The 14,414-nt window shown below is 58.6% G+C and carries 15 protein-coding genes; 3 read left to right on the forward strand and 12 right to left on the reverse strand.

Features of this window, described 5'->3' with window-relative positions:
* Positions 1–104 precede the first annotated feature (104 nt).
* A complete protein-coding gene (locus ACFO5Q_RS01025; protein ID WP_068150922.1) occupies positions 105–1,337 on the reverse strand; it encodes an argininosuccinate synthase in 1,233 nt (410 codons plus the stop codon).
* 261 nt (positions 1,338–1,598) lie between these two features.
* Between ACFO5Q_RS01025 and ACFO5Q_RS01030 the strand changes: the two genes are divergently transcribed.
* Complete coding sequence (locus ACFO5Q_RS01030) at positions 1,599–2,429, forward strand: flagellin (RefSeq protein ID WP_068150925.1); 831 nt, start codon at positions 1,599–1,601, stop codon at positions 2,427–2,429.
* Positions 2,430–2,537: 108 nt separating this feature from the next.
* Positions 2,538–3,272 carry a 2OG-Fe(II) oxygenase gene (locus ACFO5Q_RS01035; RefSeq protein WP_068150929.1) on the forward strand — a complete coding sequence of 245 codons (735 nt, stop codon included), beginning with the start codon at positions 2,538–2,540 and terminating at the stop codon, positions 3,270–3,272.
* A 280-nt stretch (positions 3,273–3,552) separates the two neighbouring features.
* On the opposite strand, the gene rlmN is transcribed toward ACFO5Q_RS01035, so the two are convergent.
* The 5 genes from rlmN to ACFO5Q_RS01060 form a co-directional block, all read right to left on the reverse strand.
* Complete coding sequence (gene rlmN, locus ACFO5Q_RS01040; protein ID WP_068150931.1) at positions 3,553–4,770, reverse strand: 23S rRNA (adenine(2503)-C(2))-methyltransferase RlmN; 1,218 nt, start codon at positions 4,768–4,770, stop codon at positions 3,553–3,555.
* A gap of 166 nt (positions 4,771–4,936) precedes the next feature.
* Entirely contained in the window at positions 4,937–6,319 is a 1,383-nt protein-coding gene (locus ACFO5Q_RS01045; protein WP_068151158.1) for an MATE family efflux transporter, read from the reverse strand.
* A gap of 741 nt (positions 6,320–7,060) precedes the next feature.
* Positions 7,061–7,582, reverse strand: a complete 522-nt coding sequence (locus tag ACFO5Q_RS01050) for an invasion associated locus B family protein (protein WP_068150936.1) — start codon at positions 7,580–7,582, stop codon at positions 7,061–7,063.
* Between the two features lie 60 nt (positions 7,583–7,642).
* Positions 7,643–8,209 (reverse strand): RNA methyltransferase, encoded by a 567-nt coding sequence (locus tag ACFO5Q_RS01055; RefSeq protein ID WP_068150939.1) that lies wholly within the window; start codon positions 8,207–8,209, stop codon positions 7,643–7,645.
* Between the two features lie 108 nt (positions 8,210–8,317).
* On the reverse strand, positions 8,318–9,619 hold the full coding sequence (locus tag ACFO5Q_RS01060) for an MFS transporter (RefSeq protein WP_068150942.1): 1,302 nt from the start codon (positions 9,617–9,619) through the stop codon (positions 8,318–8,320).
* Positions 9,620–9,726: 107 nt separating this feature from the next.
* Here ACFO5Q_RS01060 and ispZ point away from each other — a divergent pair, with 107 nt between their 5' ends.
* Positions 9,727–10,359 (forward strand): septation protein IspZ, encoded by a 633-nt coding sequence (gene ispZ / locus ACFO5Q_RS01065; protein WP_068150944.1) that lies wholly within the window; start codon positions 9,727–9,729, stop codon positions 10,357–10,359.
* Here ispZ and ACFO5Q_RS01070 read toward each other — a convergent pair.
* From ACFO5Q_RS01070 to ACFO5Q_RS01095, 6 genes are all read right to left on the reverse strand, one after another.
* Entirely contained in the window at positions 10,356–11,144 is a 789-nt protein-coding gene (locus ACFO5Q_RS01070; protein ID WP_068150947.1) for a sulfotransferase domain-containing protein, read from the reverse strand. The two genes, ispZ and ACFO5Q_RS01070, sit on opposite strands and share 4 nt — an antisense overlap.
* Before the next feature lie 105 nt (positions 11,145–11,249).
* Positions 11,250–11,774 carry an NUDIX hydrolase gene (locus tag ACFO5Q_RS01075; RefSeq protein WP_068150951.1) on the reverse strand — a complete coding sequence of 175 codons (525 nt, stop codon included), beginning with the start codon at positions 11,772–11,774 and terminating at the stop codon, positions 11,250–11,252.
* Between the two features lie 49 nt (positions 11,775–11,823).
* Positions 11,824–12,183, reverse strand: coding sequence for a hypothetical protein (locus ACFO5Q_RS01080; RefSeq protein ID WP_068150954.1), 360 nt, complete (start codon positions 12,181–12,183; stop codon positions 11,824–11,826).
* Positions 12,184–12,335: 152 nt separating this feature from the next.
* Positions 12,336–13,424, reverse strand: a complete 1,089-nt coding sequence (gene ccmI, locus ACFO5Q_RS01085) for a c-type cytochrome biogenesis protein CcmI (RefSeq protein ID WP_068150955.1) — start codon at positions 13,422–13,424, stop codon at positions 12,336–12,338.
* The gene (locus ACFO5Q_RS01090) at positions 13,421–13,885 is read right to left on the reverse strand and encodes a cytochrome c-type biogenesis protein (RefSeq protein ID WP_068150958.1); all 465 of its coding nucleotides are present in this window, start codon (positions 13,883–13,885) and stop codon (positions 13,421–13,423) included. Before ACFO5Q_RS01090 ends, ccmI begins: the two co-directional genes overlap by 4 nt.
* Positions 13,882–14,412: a DsbE family thiol:disulfide interchange protein gene (locus ACFO5Q_RS01095; RefSeq protein ID WP_068150961.1), complete on the reverse strand. Its 531-nt coding sequence runs from the start codon at positions 14,410–14,412 to the stop codon at positions 13,882–13,884. Before ACFO5Q_RS01095 ends, ACFO5Q_RS01090 begins: the two co-directional genes overlap by 4 nt.
* Positions 14,413–14,414: the final 2 nt, after the last annotated feature.

Consider the following 14,414-nt stretch of genomic DNA (forward strand, 5'->3'; position numbering starts at 1 on the left):
AACTGCGCCAGCTCGGCACCTTTTCAACTGCAGGCATGAAAAACCGGGCCACGACATCCGTCAAGGCCCGGTTTCGAAAGGCTGCTATGCGCGTGGCTGTCAGCTTACTCGTAAGCTGGCGGCTCAGTCACATTACCGCGGCGCTTCAGAAGCTGCAGGCGAAGGGCATTCAGCTTGATAAAGCCAGCCGCGTCGCGCTGGTCGTAGACACTGTCTTCCTCGAACGTCACATGTTCCATGGAATAGAGGCTGTAGGGGCTTTTGCGGCCAACGACATGCGCGCTGCCCTTGTAGAGCATCAGGCGCACTGTGCCCGCCACGAACTCCTGGCTCTTGTCAATCAGCGCCTGCATCATCTCGCGCTCTGGGCTGAACCAGAAGCCGTTATAGATGCATTCCGCATACTTGGGCATAATCTCGTCCTTCAGGTGCATGGCGCCGCGGTCGAGCGTGATCTGCTCGATACCCCGGTGCGCGGCCAGAAGGATCGTGCCGCCCGGCGTCTCGTAAATCCCGCGGGACTTCATGCCGACAAAACGGTTCTCGAGTAAGTCCAGGCGGCCAATGCCGTGTTTCTTGCCGTAGGCGTTCAGCTGCTCAAGCAGCGTCGCCGGGCTCATGGCCACGCCGTTGATGCCCACTGCGTCACCCTTCTCGAACTCAACCTCGATATATTCGGGCTCATTGGGGGCCGTCAGCGGATCGTCTGTGCGGCTATAGACATATTCTTCAGCAGCCTCCCATGGGTCCTCAAGCGCCTTGCCCTCACTGGAGGTGTGCAGCAAGTTGGCGTCGACAGAAAACGGGCTTTCGCCGCGCTTGTCTTTTGGCACCGGAATCTGGTGCTGTTCAGCAAATTCAAGGAGCGCAGTCCGGCTGTGCAGGTCCCACTCGCGCCAGGGGGCGATCACCTTGATATCGGGGTTCAGGGCATAATAGCCCAGCTCGAACCGGACCTGGTCGTTGCCCTTGCCGGTTGCGCCGTGGCACACCGCGTCCGCGCCCACTTCTTTCGCGATCTCGATCTGGCGCTTGGAAATCAGCGGCCGGGCGATGGATGTGCCCAGAAGATACATGCCTTCATAAACCGTATTGGCGCGGAACATGGGGAAGACATAGTCTTTCACGAACTCTTCGCGCAGGTCTTCAATGAAGATATCCTTGATGCCCAGCATCTCGGCTTTTCGTCGTGCCGGCTCAAGCTCTTCGCCCTGACCCAGGTCAGCCGTGAAGGTTACCACTTCACAGTCATAGGTCACTTGCAACCACTTGAGAATGATCGAGGTATCCAGGCCACCAGAATAGGCCAGTACCACCTTGTTGATCTTGTCCGACATATAGGAACTCCAGGATAAAAATTGTCAGCGCGAGTATGGGGGCGCAACCACCCCCGGGTCAATTGCTTCGACGAACATGCTTTCTCATTTGGGAACGCAGAAATTCTATCGAATCGCGGGGGTGTAAACAGCAGATTCTGCAGTTTTTGTCAACTGAAACTAAATATTCTGCAGATTGCAGTGCCGATTGCGGCGTCAGGCGCTTTAGTATATTCTACCTATGGGTGCCCTAACGGGTGGTCTGCCAAAAAAGCGGGCCGAATGCTGGAGAAACTGGCAATGCTGAGCGTTAACACAAACGCGGGCGCGCTTTCCGCGCTGCGTAACCTTGAAGCCAACCATAAGTGGCTCGAGACTCTTCAGGAACGAATTACCACCGGGTACAAGGTCGGCTCCGTCACCGATGACGCTGCCATCTATTCGATTGCCCAGCGCATGCGGGGCGACCTGTCTGGCCTGCGCGCGTCCATGGACAGCCTGGACCGGGCCACAAGCGCTGTGGATGTCGCCCTTGTCGCGACCGAAAGCATCTCTGACATCCTGATTGAGATGAAAGGCAAGATGGCGTCGCTCCTGAGCGCGCAACAGAATAATGATGACGCTGCGATTGAAGCCTACACGGCTGACCTGGATGCCTACCGCGAGCAGATCAAGCTGATGATCTCAAGCGCCAGCTTCAACGGCACCAACCTGATCGACAGCGGCAATGACATTATCAGCGCGCTGGCGAACTCCGACGGTAGCGAAACCCTGGATTTCGACCATCAGAGCCTGGCGTTCGGCGGGGCGCTTATCACGCTGACCGATGACCAGAATTATTCGATGGATAAGATCAACGAGTCGATCGACAATGTGAACCGCGCCATGGGCCACTTCGGAACGGCATCAAGGCGGCTTGAAATCCAGCGCGAATTTGCCAGCAAACTGCATGACGTGATCGAGCGCGGCATCGGCCGCATGGTGGACGCCGACCTGGCCCGAACGGCAGCAGACCTGCAGGCCGCGCAGGTGAAGGAACAACTGGGCATCATTGCGCTCAATATCGCCAACCAGGCACCGAATAGCATCCTCGCGTTGTTCGGCAGACGGTGAGTGAAGCCCGGGTGCGGCCAAATGCCGTCCCCCGCCCGGCCTTGTGCCCTTTGACCCACTTCCCAATTCAGGCTATGAGGCTCATAGGTCTGAAACGGGAAGGCGCGCATGTCCGCACTCAATCTTGAACTGTCGAACGAATTGCAGGCACCGGCGCTGGCTGCCACCTACAAGCTGGCGGGGCGCATCCATATTCCGGGCGTGCTGACGGACCAGTCGGCCAAGGACCTGTTTGACGCCATCGCAGACTTCAAAGAATGGATTTTGCACCTTAACCAGGGCGACAAGCTTTTTGACGTGTTCCCCGAACAGCGCAAGGCGATGACCGACCAGCAGCTTCACGACATCCGCATGGCTGCCTATGCGGGCGCGCAAAAGGGCTTCCAGTATATCTACGACAACTATCCCATTTATGATGCCTACCACGCGGGCGAATGCGCAAAGCCGTTCAATAAACTGTTCGAGTTCATCAACAGCAAGCCGTTCATCGAATTTGTCCGCACCGTCACGGGCCACGCGGACATCACCTTCGCCGACGCCCAGCTGACAAAATTTTCCCCGGGTGACTTCCTCACCATTCATGATGACAATGTCTACGGCAAGGACCGCCGCGCTGCGTTTGTCCTCAACATGACGCCGGAATGGCAGCCTGACTGGGGCGGGATTTTACAGTTCTTCGACAAGAAAAAGCATGTGGAAGGCGGCTTCACGCCCTCGTTCAACGCGCTCAATATCTTCTCGATCCCCAAGCCGCATGCGGTGAGCCAGGTGTCCACCTTCTCGCGCCGCGCACGCTACAGCATCACCGGCTGGCTCAGGACCGGTACAGACCCGAAGGCATAAGGGCTCAATTCACAAGCAGGACGTTTCTCTGGTCGAGATCGTTTCTATTCCCACAACCACCTGAACCAGACCATCCCCTGCCTTGAGCACCACTGATCCATCTGAGCCCAGCATGATGACCAACCGTTTGCTCCGTCGCGGACTTCGAGTGTGGGAATGTTGCGTCGCTCACCGTGGCCAGCGACTCGTGCCCTGCGGAGTCGAGTCGCCGTTAACCTTTTCCGTCTGAAAAGGTTAACAGTTAGTTAAAATCAGACCCCGTCTATCCCAACCAGAGGGCCTAGGTCAGGCCGGTTGAGGTGTGGTGCGGCTCGGTGGTCGCAGTCGCCGCCGCTGCGGCCTCTGCTTCCCGTGCCAGCGCAGCTTTCGATTTCTTCTCAGATGCCGACTTCAGCTGCCCGCATGCCGCCATGATATCGCGCCCGCGCGGGGTGCGGATCGGGGCGGAAATGCCGCCTTCATAAACAAGGTCAGAGAAGCGCTGGATCTGGCCCCAGTCGCTGCATTCATAGTCCGTGCCCGGCCATGGGTTGAACGGGATCAGGTTCACCTTCGCCGGCAGCTTGTATTTGCGGATCAAACGCACCAGCTCGCGCGCGTCGGCGTCGCTGTCGTTCACGCCTTTGAGCATAGCATACTCAAACGTGATACGGCGGGCGTTGTGCGCACCGGGATAGTTGGCGCACGCCTTCAGCACTTCTTCAAGGCCGTACTTCTTGTTGATCGGCATGATCTCGGACCGCACATCATCGCGCACCGCGTGCAGCGATACTGCCAGGTTCACGCCGATTTCCTTGCCGCAGCGCTCCATGTGCGGCACCACGCCGGATGTGGAAAGCGTGATGCGGCGGCGGGAAAGCTGGATGCCTTCCTCGTCCATGATGATCTCAAGCGCTTTCTTCACATTGTCGAAGTTATAGAGCGGCTCGCCCATGCCCATCATCACGATGTTGGTCACGCGTCGGCCTTCGGTCGGGTTTTCCCACTCGCCCAAATCGTCGCGCGCGATCATCATCTGGGCCACAATCTCGGCCGCCGTCAGGTTGCGCACAAGCCGCATGGTCCCCGTGTGACAGAACTTGCAATTGAGCGTGCAGCCCACTTGTGATGACACACACAGCGTGCCGCGATCTTCCTCGGGGATATAAACAGCTTCGGCCTCATTGCCATCAGCGAAGCGGATCAGATATTTGCGCGTGCCGTCGTTTGAATATTGCGCTTCGACAATCTCTGGCCGCGTGATGGTGAAATGCTCCGCCAGCTTCGCGCGCACATCCTTCGAGATATTGGTCATATCGTCGAACGAGGATACGCCGCGGTGATAAAGCCAGTGCCACACCTGCGTGGTGCGCATGCGCACCTGCTTTTCGGCCACGCCGATCTCTGCAATGGCGGCTTTCAGCTCATCGCGGTCGAGCCCAAGGATATTGAGCTTGTCGTCAGCAGCTGGAATACGAGGGGAAACGATCGGCTCCTGGCCGTTCGGGGTAATCTGCATCGTGTTAACTCCTGCCTTTTCCGGGGGTATGTCCCGGTCCAGGGCGTTTCAGGCTGCGGGCGTTCCACCACACAGCGGGTTATCCTGTTGGCGCGCCTTATACGCCTGCGCCCGGCGTTTGTAAAGAAAAGGCGAGGCCCCGGTTTCCCGAAGCCCCGCCCCTTGATTACGCCTGCCGGAACAGGCCCCACTTCAGCGCTTGCCGCTTGCGCGCGTTATTCAGCGTGACCACCGCCAGCAGCAAAAGGCACAGCTCCGCCACCGGCCCGGCCCACCAGATGCCCACCTCGCCGAACAGCTTCGGCATCAGGAACACCAGCGGGATGGCGAACAGATAGGGTTTCGTGAGCCCCAATAGTGCGGCCTGCGCCACCTTGCCGATGGCCTGGAAATAGTTCGCGAGCAAGAGAAGCGGCCCGCCGATGGCGAACATGGACACCATCACCGGCATGATGCGCACAATCTCCGCCACTACGCTGGCATCATCCACGAACATGTATCCGATGCGGCTGGCGAAAGTGATCAGCGCGGCTTCCACCAACAGGCAATAGGCCAGTGCCACCGCAATCGCGAGACCGAGGCCGCGGTTCGAGCGGTGCCACAGTTCAGCGCCGTAATTGTTGCCCACAATCGCCTGCATGGCCTGCGACAGCCCAAGAAGCGGCAGGATCACAAAGGTGGTGGTGCGCGTGATGATGCCGTAGGCCGAAACGGTTTCGCCATACTGGCTGGTTTCCACCAGCTGAAGCGACGCCAGAACCGCCGCGGAGACGAGCGACACCCCCAGGAAATTGAGGCTGGGCGGAATGCCAAGCGCAAGCGTTGCCCGCCAGCGCACGTGCAGGCCGTGCGCCAGGAAGGCAGATGGCCTGATGACTGTGCGGCCCCATGTGCGGTAGGCGATCACGCAGGCGAAGGCCACAAGCTGCGCCAGCACCGTGCCGTATGCAGACCCCGCCACGCCAAACTCAAGCCGTGCGATCAGCACATAGTTGAAGACGATATTCAGCACCGAGACCATCAGGCTGATGCCCGCCATCAGGCCCAGGTGCCCTTCGCTCCGCATCGCGTCAGAATTTAGCGACAGGGTGAACATGATGGGCGATGCGACAATCATAATGCTGATATAGGTATGGCCCATATCGGCCATCGGCCCCGCGCTGCCCGCGAACAGGCGCGCCATGTCGGTGCCAACCACACTGAAAGCCGCGATCAGCACGCAGCAGATCAGGAACGCAAGGCCGTGCGCGCCCACAAAAACCGCCTGCGCGTCATCATGATTGCCCGCGCCAAGGGCACGCGACACCTGGCTGGCCATGCCGCTTGACACCAGCGTCGAAAGCGCAACAAGCAGCATGAAAATGGGGAACATCAGCGTCACGGCGCCAAGCGCCTCAGGCCCCACATAAAGACCGAGGAACAAGGCATCGATAAGCGTCACCGCCCCGTTCATGCCCATGACAATGATGATGGGGAGCGCCGTTCTTGCGAAAACGCCGCCCAGTGATCCAGTGAGATAAGGGTTACTGGATGAGAGATTATTAGACACGGAAATTTCCTTTGTCTGGCCTCTCAAATCAGGGATGGTTGCCCGCATTGCCACCGGCTTGAAAGGCCGTATGGAAATTCATGTCCATGAATCCAGCACTTCACCAAGACAATGTCCGCGGGCGGCGGGCGGCTGGAGCCCATGCGCGGCTTATACGCCCGAAAAAGCCGATTGTAAACCGGGCGCGGGCGAGTAGGCAAGTCCAGCACCTGGGCACCGGGCGGGGAATTGGTCGCGCAGGCTGGCGGCATAGAAGACGCCCTCGTCTTCGCCCGCCGCCAGAATGGCGGCTGGCAGGGCAAGACAGTCGGCCTCTAGACTTGGCCTGCCAGCAGTTCTTCAATGTATATGGGGTTTGGGTTTTCTGCTGGTCGCAGGTCCACGCGACCATTTGACCGCCTGTAATGCGCTTCGATCTCGTCGAGCGTCTCTTGATCCGCGTCTCTAGCCAGGCTTCTCACTTCCTGCTGATGCCACCGACAGAAATCGGCACCGTAGTCGTTCGGCGACACCTCCAGAAAATATGCCGCCAGAGCGATAAACTGGTCCTTTGAAAAGCGCCACCTTACCACATACAAAAAGGAACAGTGGGGTTCATACGCGGTCTCAACCCAAAGTGCGCTGCATTCTGGGCACTCGAGCAAAATCAGCCAGCCACCGCACGCCCGGGCCAGTTCTTGCCCATCAGGAACAGGACCGGTCCAAAGACTTTTTCGATCAGACAGGCAGGTACCACACATGTTACCGACAGGCTCTCGACGCCGCATTGTAGGCGGCGGTGAAGCCGCGCAGGCTGAAGGTGTCTCGGGTGTTGGTGCCGCGCTGGCTGGTGGCGCGGACTTCGAGGTTGATGCCCGCTTTCATGGCGGCCACGACGCTCCTATCATCCTTCGGGTCATAGGCCCAGGCGCCCGAGCCTTCGGTGAAGAACTGGTAATTCTTCTGGCCGTCCACGCTGATGCGCGCTTCGCTGCCCTGCCGGATCGGGTAACCCACCACCACATTCACTTCATCCGTCACGCCAAAGGCAGGCCGGTGAGAGACTGTCATATAGATATCGCCACGGCTGGCGCCCTTGCGGCTGATCCAGGTTTTCTTCGGGACAGAGATCACATAGCAAACCTTGCTTGAGCCCGAGCCCGCAACCATGGCGTCCCAATCCTGATGGGTGGAAAGCTTGCGCGGGGTGCCCTGCGCAATAGCCGCTGCGGTGAAGCTGGTGACAAGAAGTGCCGTGAGTGTGAATGCCTTAAGCTGTCTCATAGGTTCCCTGTTTTCCCGGTTTACTCTCAAATCTGCGGCGTGCGCCCTAAAGCATATGCCTTACTTGGTCTCATTCTTCAACCGGCGTTCAATCCGGCTGAAACGGCCGCCATGCACATGGGCCGGCTTCTCTATCGGTTTGCCGCCCGGCATCACCGGCCTTTCGGCGAAACCGCCGAGTAAGCGCAGGCGGTCATACATGACTATAGCACCTGCAGTGGCCACGTTAAGGCTGAACTTTGTCGGGATTTTGATCATATAGTCGCAGCGCTCTGCCATGGCGGGGGAAAGACTGGTGCGCTCACCCCCCAGCACATAGACAGCCTGCACCGGATGGCGAAAGCTTGGCAGGTCCACGGCATCGTCTGTCATCTCGATGCCCACAAGCTGGCAGCCCTGCGGCACATGCACATCTGCCGCCGTTTCATAATTATAAAAGGGGATCTGCGTGCTGCTTTTTGACGTGTCGGCGAAATCAGCGGTCACGAGCTCGCCAGTGTGGGAGATTTTCATCGGGTTCACAGCAAAAGCGAAAGACGCGCCAAAGGAATGGGCCGTGCGCACCAGATTGCCCACATTGCCCTCTTTTGACGGGCCGTCGATCCCGATCCCGAAATAGCCGCGCATGGTCACTCCAAGCTTAAAATTGCCGCCACGCTTTCCCTGAGGATGGTGACCAGTTCCTCATCCATGTACCCATAGTCGTCCGGGATATCAAGGACGTGAGGATATTGGTCACACACCAGTGACCTCGTCCTTCACCCCTTCAGGAACGCTGAAGCGGCTGGCATAGGGGTGGAAGGCGCCCACGCCGCAGGCCAGCATGATGGCCGCCGAGGCAACAAGAAGCGCGCCTTCAAGGTTGATCTCGAACGCTGTGCCCATGATTACTGCGGCGATGGGCAACAGGCCGACCGACATGAACATGAGAAGGCTCATGACCCGGCCCAGGAGTTTTTCCGGCGTACGGTTCTGCAGAAGCGTGGTGAAATGCACCCACACCCAGCTGTCGCCACTGCCCGCGATAAAGAAAACCACCATGCCCCACCAATAGGGCGGGTAAAGCACAATGAGTGCAATCGTCGCGCCCGAAAAGCAGAAGAGCGAGAACATGATGCGGATGACACTCTCATCCCGAGGTGCCTTGAAAATCCCGGCCGAGGACGCACCAAGGAAGGCCCCGCTGCCATATGCCGCGATCTGCAGGCCGTAAATATAGGCACCTTCTTCGAACCTGAGGTCAGCAAGCGCGGGCAGGCCCACGAAAATCGGCGCCTGGAAGAAGAACTCAAGCGCGGCGATGCCCAGGAACCCCAGCCGGAAGGCGGGCACGGACCAGACAAAGCGGACAGCCACCTTGATCTCCTCCAGCATGGAGGTGCCGCCCTCATCTTCTTTCTCCAGATTGCGCGTGCGCACAAAAAGGAGCGTGAGCGCAGAGGCAAAGAAGGTCAGGCCGTCAAGCGCGAAGGCGCGCGCCAGCCCCTGCTGGTCGTCGCCCAGGCCAATCGTGTGGGCGGCCACGGAATGGGTGCCCAGGCTAGCTTCGCCCGCAATCACGAACCCTGCGATCAGCGGCCCGATGATCACGCCCAGCCACATGGTGGTCTGGACAAGTGCGTTGCCTTCCTTCAGCTGGTCTTTCTTGACCAGGCTGGGAACAATCGAAGTGGTCGCGGGGTAGAAGAAGGCGTCGGCCACGCCGAATGCCAGCGCAATGGCGAAAACAATCACGATCGTGACGCTGCCTATGAACAGCAGATAAGCAAGCAGCGCCATCAGCCCCATGCGGATGACGTTGGTATAAAGCATCACCTTGCGGGGGCTGGTGCGGTCCACCACCGCGCCGCCCATCAGCATCAGGATCGCGCGCGGCAGGCCCTGAGCCGCAAACACCAAGCCCATCATGAATTCACTACCTGTCAGCTGCAGCACCAGCCAGGGGAAGGCAAGCATGCTGATATGATCCCCGATCACGGAGATAAATTCCCCGATCCAGAAGATACGGAAGTTGCGATCTTTCAAAACCTGCAGCATAACTAGCCTGCTTTCCTGCGTTGGTGGTGCGCTATCTAGCCAGCATGCCCGCGAACCGGCAAGCGAGAAATGTGATCACAAATTTGCGATGAGGCACCGAAACCACGATGGATGACAAAAAGGCAACAGCTGAACTGACCCCAGAAGGCAAGCCAAAGCTGACCGGCTGGCGCAAATTCATGCTGGATTTCGGCCCGCTCCTGGTGTTTTTCCTGGCGTTCCGTATTGGCGAGGGCGACGAGCGTATCATCAACGCCACAATCCCCTTCATGATCGCGATTATTGTTGCCGCCATCTATTCCAAAGTGAAACAGGGCCATGTCAGCGCCATGCACAAATTCACGCTTGTGGTGGTGATGGTGATGGGCGGCTTGACCCTGTGGCTGCAAAGCGATGTCTTTGTGAAGATGAAGCTGACGCTGATCAATGGTGTGTTCGCCTCTATCCTGCTGTTCGGCCTTTTGACCGGGCGGCTTTACATCAAATCGATCATGGAGCTGGCCTTCCACCTGCCGGATACGGCCTGGCGGACGCTGACACGCAACTATGCCATCTTCTTCATCGCGACCGCGCTTCTGAATGAGCTGATCTGGCGCACCCAAAGCGACGATTTCTGGATCAATTTCAAGACATTCGGCTATATAGGGCTGAACTTTGTCTTCCTGATGGCGCACATGCCCATGCTGATGAAGCATATGCCGGAAGAAGACGATCCCGATTCTGACCAGCCAAAACCCTAGGGTTTCAGGCGCTCGATCCAGCTGTCATCCTTTTCATAGCCCAGGATTTCAAGGGACTGCTGGTGTTTCTCCGCAAAGGCACGCCCCAGCGCCTGGTCAAACACAGTTTTCCATTGCTGCTTCTTGCCCGACCGCCCGTGCCCACCGACTGCATTCTTGTTATTGAACAGTGAATGCTTGAGAAAGGCGGGCGACGCTATCCTGAACGGCAGCTTCAGATACCGGCAGATTTTCCGGAACTCGGCAAGCTCGGTGTCCTCAATCAGGTCCTCATATCTGACCGTCAGGAAATTCCTGTCCAGAAAGGCTTGTTGCGCGCTGTCGCCTTTGGCGTCAGTCATGGCCGCGATGGTATCGGCGGCCACATTGTCCATTTCAAACCGGTAGCGATCTACCATCGCGTCAAAGCTATTGATCATCTCGGCGTAGGTCTTGCCATCAAAAAAGGGCTTAGCTTCATGAAGCCAGGGCTCAACCGATTTCCCATGATAGTGCGCGCCGGAGATCACCACATCCCGCGGGTCCCGGATAATACGAATGCCCCGCACCTTCTTGGTCAGGAAGGGTTCGGGAAAAGCCGTGTGATCTTCAAGATAGATGGTGCCGTGGTCCGGCTCAAAGGCAGTGTCCTGCACATCCCGCAAATCCACAAAGCCTGCACCAGCAGCCTTCGCAATATCCTTGAACACCCGCCTCATCCAGACCGTGCCTGTCTTGTGGTAGGTACCAACACAGCGGATTGGTGGTTCGGACGGGAAAATCAGGTCAGCCAGGCGGCGCAGCATAGGAATTCAACATTTTTTGGGAACATCAGGTTCCTGACATACACGCATTAGAGGCCCAAATAAAGCCTTCCGAGCAGACTTCAGGGTGATGGCCCGCCTTGGGCGCTACACAGGATTGGTGAAAGGCGCGAAACCGGATTTCCCCATGGCCTCCCGATAGTGCGCAAGCACCCAGTGCACGCTTGGGAAAGCCAGATCGTCCCAGGGGATGTCTTCCCACGCGAACAGGCCAACCTCCAGGCTTTCAAACCCCGGTGCGAAGTCTGGCGCATTGAGCGTCGCCCGATACATCATGTGTACCTGACTGATATGCCGGACCGAATAGATGGCCAGAAGGTCGCGAATCTCAATATGTGCTGTTGCTTCCTCATAGGCTTCGCGCACAGCGCCCTCGTCCGGGCCTTCGCCCATCTCCAGAAAGCCGGCTGGGATGGTCCATTTGCCTTTTTGCGGATAAATGGCGCGCTTGCACAAAAGGATTTTGCCGTCATGCTCCACCACTGCGCCCGCAATGATGCGCGGGTTCTCATAAGCGATAAAGCCACAGTCACGGCAGACAAGCCGTTCACGCTCATCGCCGTCAGGGACGGTATGATGGAAATTCTTCGGTGGTCTTGTTGGGTCAGCCATACCCTGAAATCTAAGGCGGACCGGCGCCCTGTCCAGCCCTTAATCTACGCTAGACCCGAATATCAATGATCTGCCCAAGCGGCACATCGCGCTGGCTTGATAATTGCTCGGAAAGCCGCCCGATAGGTGCTTCGCGCTGGCCCGTGCCAATATCGCTGACGCGGCTTTGCGCAGCCTCAAGCTCCTGCGCGGACGACAGGTTTCCACTGCGGTTCGATTTTTCCGATTGCTGCGCCGGTGCCTGACGGTTGCCTTCGCTCTGGCGCGCGCGGATGCGCTCCTCGATCACGTCCGTCGGGCGGGGCGTCAGGTCGAGCTTGTTGACTGCTGCCCGCTGGCCGCGGCCACTTTGAAGCTGCGCCTGCAGTTGGGACTGGAGCCCAGAGGCGTTCGGGTTAATGTCGACCATGGTCTTTTGACCTCAATCTCACGGGTAAGGCTATTTTAGCGCTTGAATCTGGCAGACGAATTCTTCGGGCCGATTGATGTTCCGGTTTCCTCAGGAGCCTTTTGGGTCAAAGCTCCTGACGCGCAGCATACTGCGCAATTCTGACCAGAGTGTTAAAGATTGGGGTCCGAACGCAAATTGTCAAGAAACGCCTGCAGGCCAGCTGCCTTTTCGCCCGAAACATGGCTCAGACCGCGTTCAAGGGCGTCAATTGCCGCTTCTTTGTCGCCCAGCGTCAGGTGTGACCGCGCCAGCATGAGCCAGCCTTGAGGGTCATCCGGCGCCGATTCGAGCCGCGCTTCAAGCCGCTCCATCATGCTGGCGATAAAGGCCTGGCGCTCTTCTTCGGTCATGCCCTCAACCGATGCCATCTGGTCCTGCGTCAGCTTCGGCGGCGCCACGCCAAGGGTTGAAAGCTGGCGCTGGAGCATCGGCATCCAGGGCGCGTCAGGCGAAGACCTGTCAGCAAGCGCGGTCCAGGCAGCCTTCGCACCCATTTCGTCACCGGCCTGAAGCCGGGCAAGGCCCAGATAATATTGCCCCGCCGCGTGATCCGGGAAATCCTGAATCAGACCCGCGAGCACAAGGCGCGCGGACGGCGAAATCTGGCCAGACGACATGGCGATCATCGCCTCAAGCTGCTGCGCGCGCCACGTAGCGTTCGCAGGGTCCAGCTCTGCCAGTTTACTGAAGGCGTTTGCGGCTGTTGAGAAATCCCTGACTGACCGTGCGGTTTTTGCCAGAACCTCCCAGGCCTTCATATCCAGCGGGTTGTCCCTAAGGTGCTTCTTGATGGTCTTTATGGCTTCACCGAAAGTCATGCCGCCTTCTTCAACCAGTTGGTCAAGCCCGCTGACCACCATGCCGGGTTTGGCCGGCAGCGTCGGGCGGCCCATAAAGCCGTATAGCGCAAAGGCGGCAACAAGGGCAGCGCCCGCAATCAGGAAAGGCAGGCGCCCATCTCCTGCAGCGGAGCCAGCCCGCGTCTGCTGTTTGGCAGCCTTTAGGATGCGGCGCTCGACCTCCAGCTTTGCCGCACGCGCGCTTTCCGCATCCACCATGCCGCGTGCCTCGTCTTCCGAAATCTCTTCAAGCTGGGCACGGTAATGGTCCAGCGGATCAACGGTTTCACCGCGGCGACGCCCCATGATCAATGTGGCTGCTGCCAGAAGTGCGGTCAGGACAAGAAGAAGCCAAATCATTTATCTTCCTCCCGCTTGCCAAGGATTTTTTCGAGCTCCGCCTGCTCATCCGCGCTCAGCGGCTTTGGCACCACGGGCGCTTTCCGCGAGCGAAGCACCATATAAAGCACCAGCCCAAGGAAGATGAAGGGCGATCCCCACAGGAAATAGGTGCTTTTCTTGAAGGGCGGCTCCAGGAGGACATAGTCGCCGTAGCGGTCCACCAGATAGGCCTTCACATTGTCGGGCGTGTCGCCCATGGCGATCCGTTCGCGCACAATCTGCCGAAGGTCGCGCGCGATATCGGCGTTTGAATCCTCAATCGACTGGTTCTGGCACACCACGCAGCGCAGCTCTTTCATCAGGTCGCGCGCCATGGCTTCCTTGGCCGGGTCCGCAAGCGGCTTTTCGTCCACCGCGACAGACAGCGCCGCCACGGACATCGCAATCGCGATCAGAAGTGCAGTAAATGCCCGCATCATTTGGCTGCCTCCAGGGCTGGAAGCACCTTGGCTTCAAGCCCGTCACCCACAATCGGGCCCCAGTGGCGGTAGACAACCGTGCCGCTGCCGTCCACCAGAAACGTCTCCGGCACGCCGGTCACGCCCCAGTCAATCGCCACGCGGCCATCAAGGTCAGCGCCGGTTTTGGTGAAAGGGTCACCCAGTTCATCCAGGAAGGCGAGCGCCCGGTCAGGCGTATCCTTATAGGCAATGCCGATCACCCTTGCGCCATGCTCACGCGCCAGCGCCATCAGGCTTTCGTGTTCGGCGCGGCAGGGCACGCACCAGCTGGCAAAGAAATTCACAAATACAGGCTGGCCGGTCTTGAGGTCCGCACTTGAAAGCGCAGGCGCGTCCGGCTCAAGGCCCGGAATCGAGAAGGTCGGCGCGGGCTTGCCGATGATCACGCTTTTGATCTCATTCGGGTTGCGGTCTTCGTCTGTCATCATGAAGAAGAACAGGCCGAACATGGAAAGCACAATAACAAGGGGAACGAACCGCTGCATGA

It is taken from the genome of Kordiimonas lipolytica (genome assembly GCF_042651265.1).
GTDB lineage: Bacteria > Pseudomonadota > Alphaproteobacteria > Sphingomonadales > Kordiimonadaceae > Kordiimonas > Kordiimonas lipolytica.

Excerpts from the sequence above, each read along its gene's own strand:
- ACFO5Q_RS01030 (WP_068150925.1), top strand. The coding sequence starts at position 1,599 with ATGCTGGAGAAACTGGCAATGCTGAGCGTTAACACAAACGCGGGCGCG.
- rlmN (WP_068150931.1), bottom strand. The coding sequence starts at position 4,770 with ATGCAGATTACCCCGAACGGCCAGGAGCCGATCGTTTCCCCTCGTATT.
- ispZ (WP_068150944.1), top strand. The coding sequence starts at position 9,727 with ATGGATGACAAAAAGGCAACAGCTGAACTGACCCCAGAAGGCAAGCCA.
- ACFO5Q_RS01060 (WP_068150942.1), bottom strand. The coding sequence starts at position 9,619 with ATGCTGCAGGTTTTGAAAGATCGCAACTTCCGTATCTTCTGGATCGGG.
- ACFO5Q_RS01090 (WP_068150958.1), bottom strand. The coding sequence starts at position 13,885 with ATGATGCGGGCATTTACTGCACTTCTGATCGCGATTGCGATGTCCGTG.
- ACFO5Q_RS01025 (WP_068150922.1), bottom strand. The coding sequence starts at position 1,337 with ATGTCGGACAAGATCAACAAGGTGGTACTGGCCTATTCTGGTGGCCTG.
- ACFO5Q_RS01050 (WP_068150936.1), bottom strand. The coding sequence starts at position 7,582 with ATGAGACAGCTTAAGGCATTCACACTCACGGCACTTCTTGTCACCAGC.
- ACFO5Q_RS01075 (WP_068150951.1), bottom strand. The coding sequence starts at position 11,774 with ATGGCTGACCCAACAAGACCACCGAAGAATTTCCATCATACCGTCCCT.
- ACFO5Q_RS01035 (WP_068150929.1), top strand. The coding sequence starts at position 2,538 with ATGTCCGCACTCAATCTTGAACTGTCGAACGAATTGCAGGCACCGGCG.
- ccmI (WP_068150955.1), bottom strand. The coding sequence starts at position 13,424 with ATGATTTGGCTTCTTCTTGTCCTGACCGCACTTCTGGCAGCAGCCACA.
- ACFO5Q_RS01080 (WP_068150954.1), bottom strand. The coding sequence starts at position 12,183 with ATGGTCGACATTAACCCGAACGCCTCTGGGCTCCAGTCCCAACTGCAG.
- ACFO5Q_RS01055 (WP_068150939.1), bottom strand. The coding sequence starts at position 8,209 with ATGCGCGGCTATTTCGGGATCGGGATCGACGGCCCGTCAAAAGAGGGC.
- ACFO5Q_RS01095 (WP_068150961.1), bottom strand. The coding sequence starts at position 14,412 with ATGCAGCGGTTCGTTCCCCTTGTTATTGTGCTTTCCATGTTCGGCCTG.
- ACFO5Q_RS01070 (WP_068150947.1), bottom strand. The coding sequence starts at position 11,144 with ATGCTGCGCCGCCTGGCTGACCTGATTTTCCCGTCCGAACCACCAATC.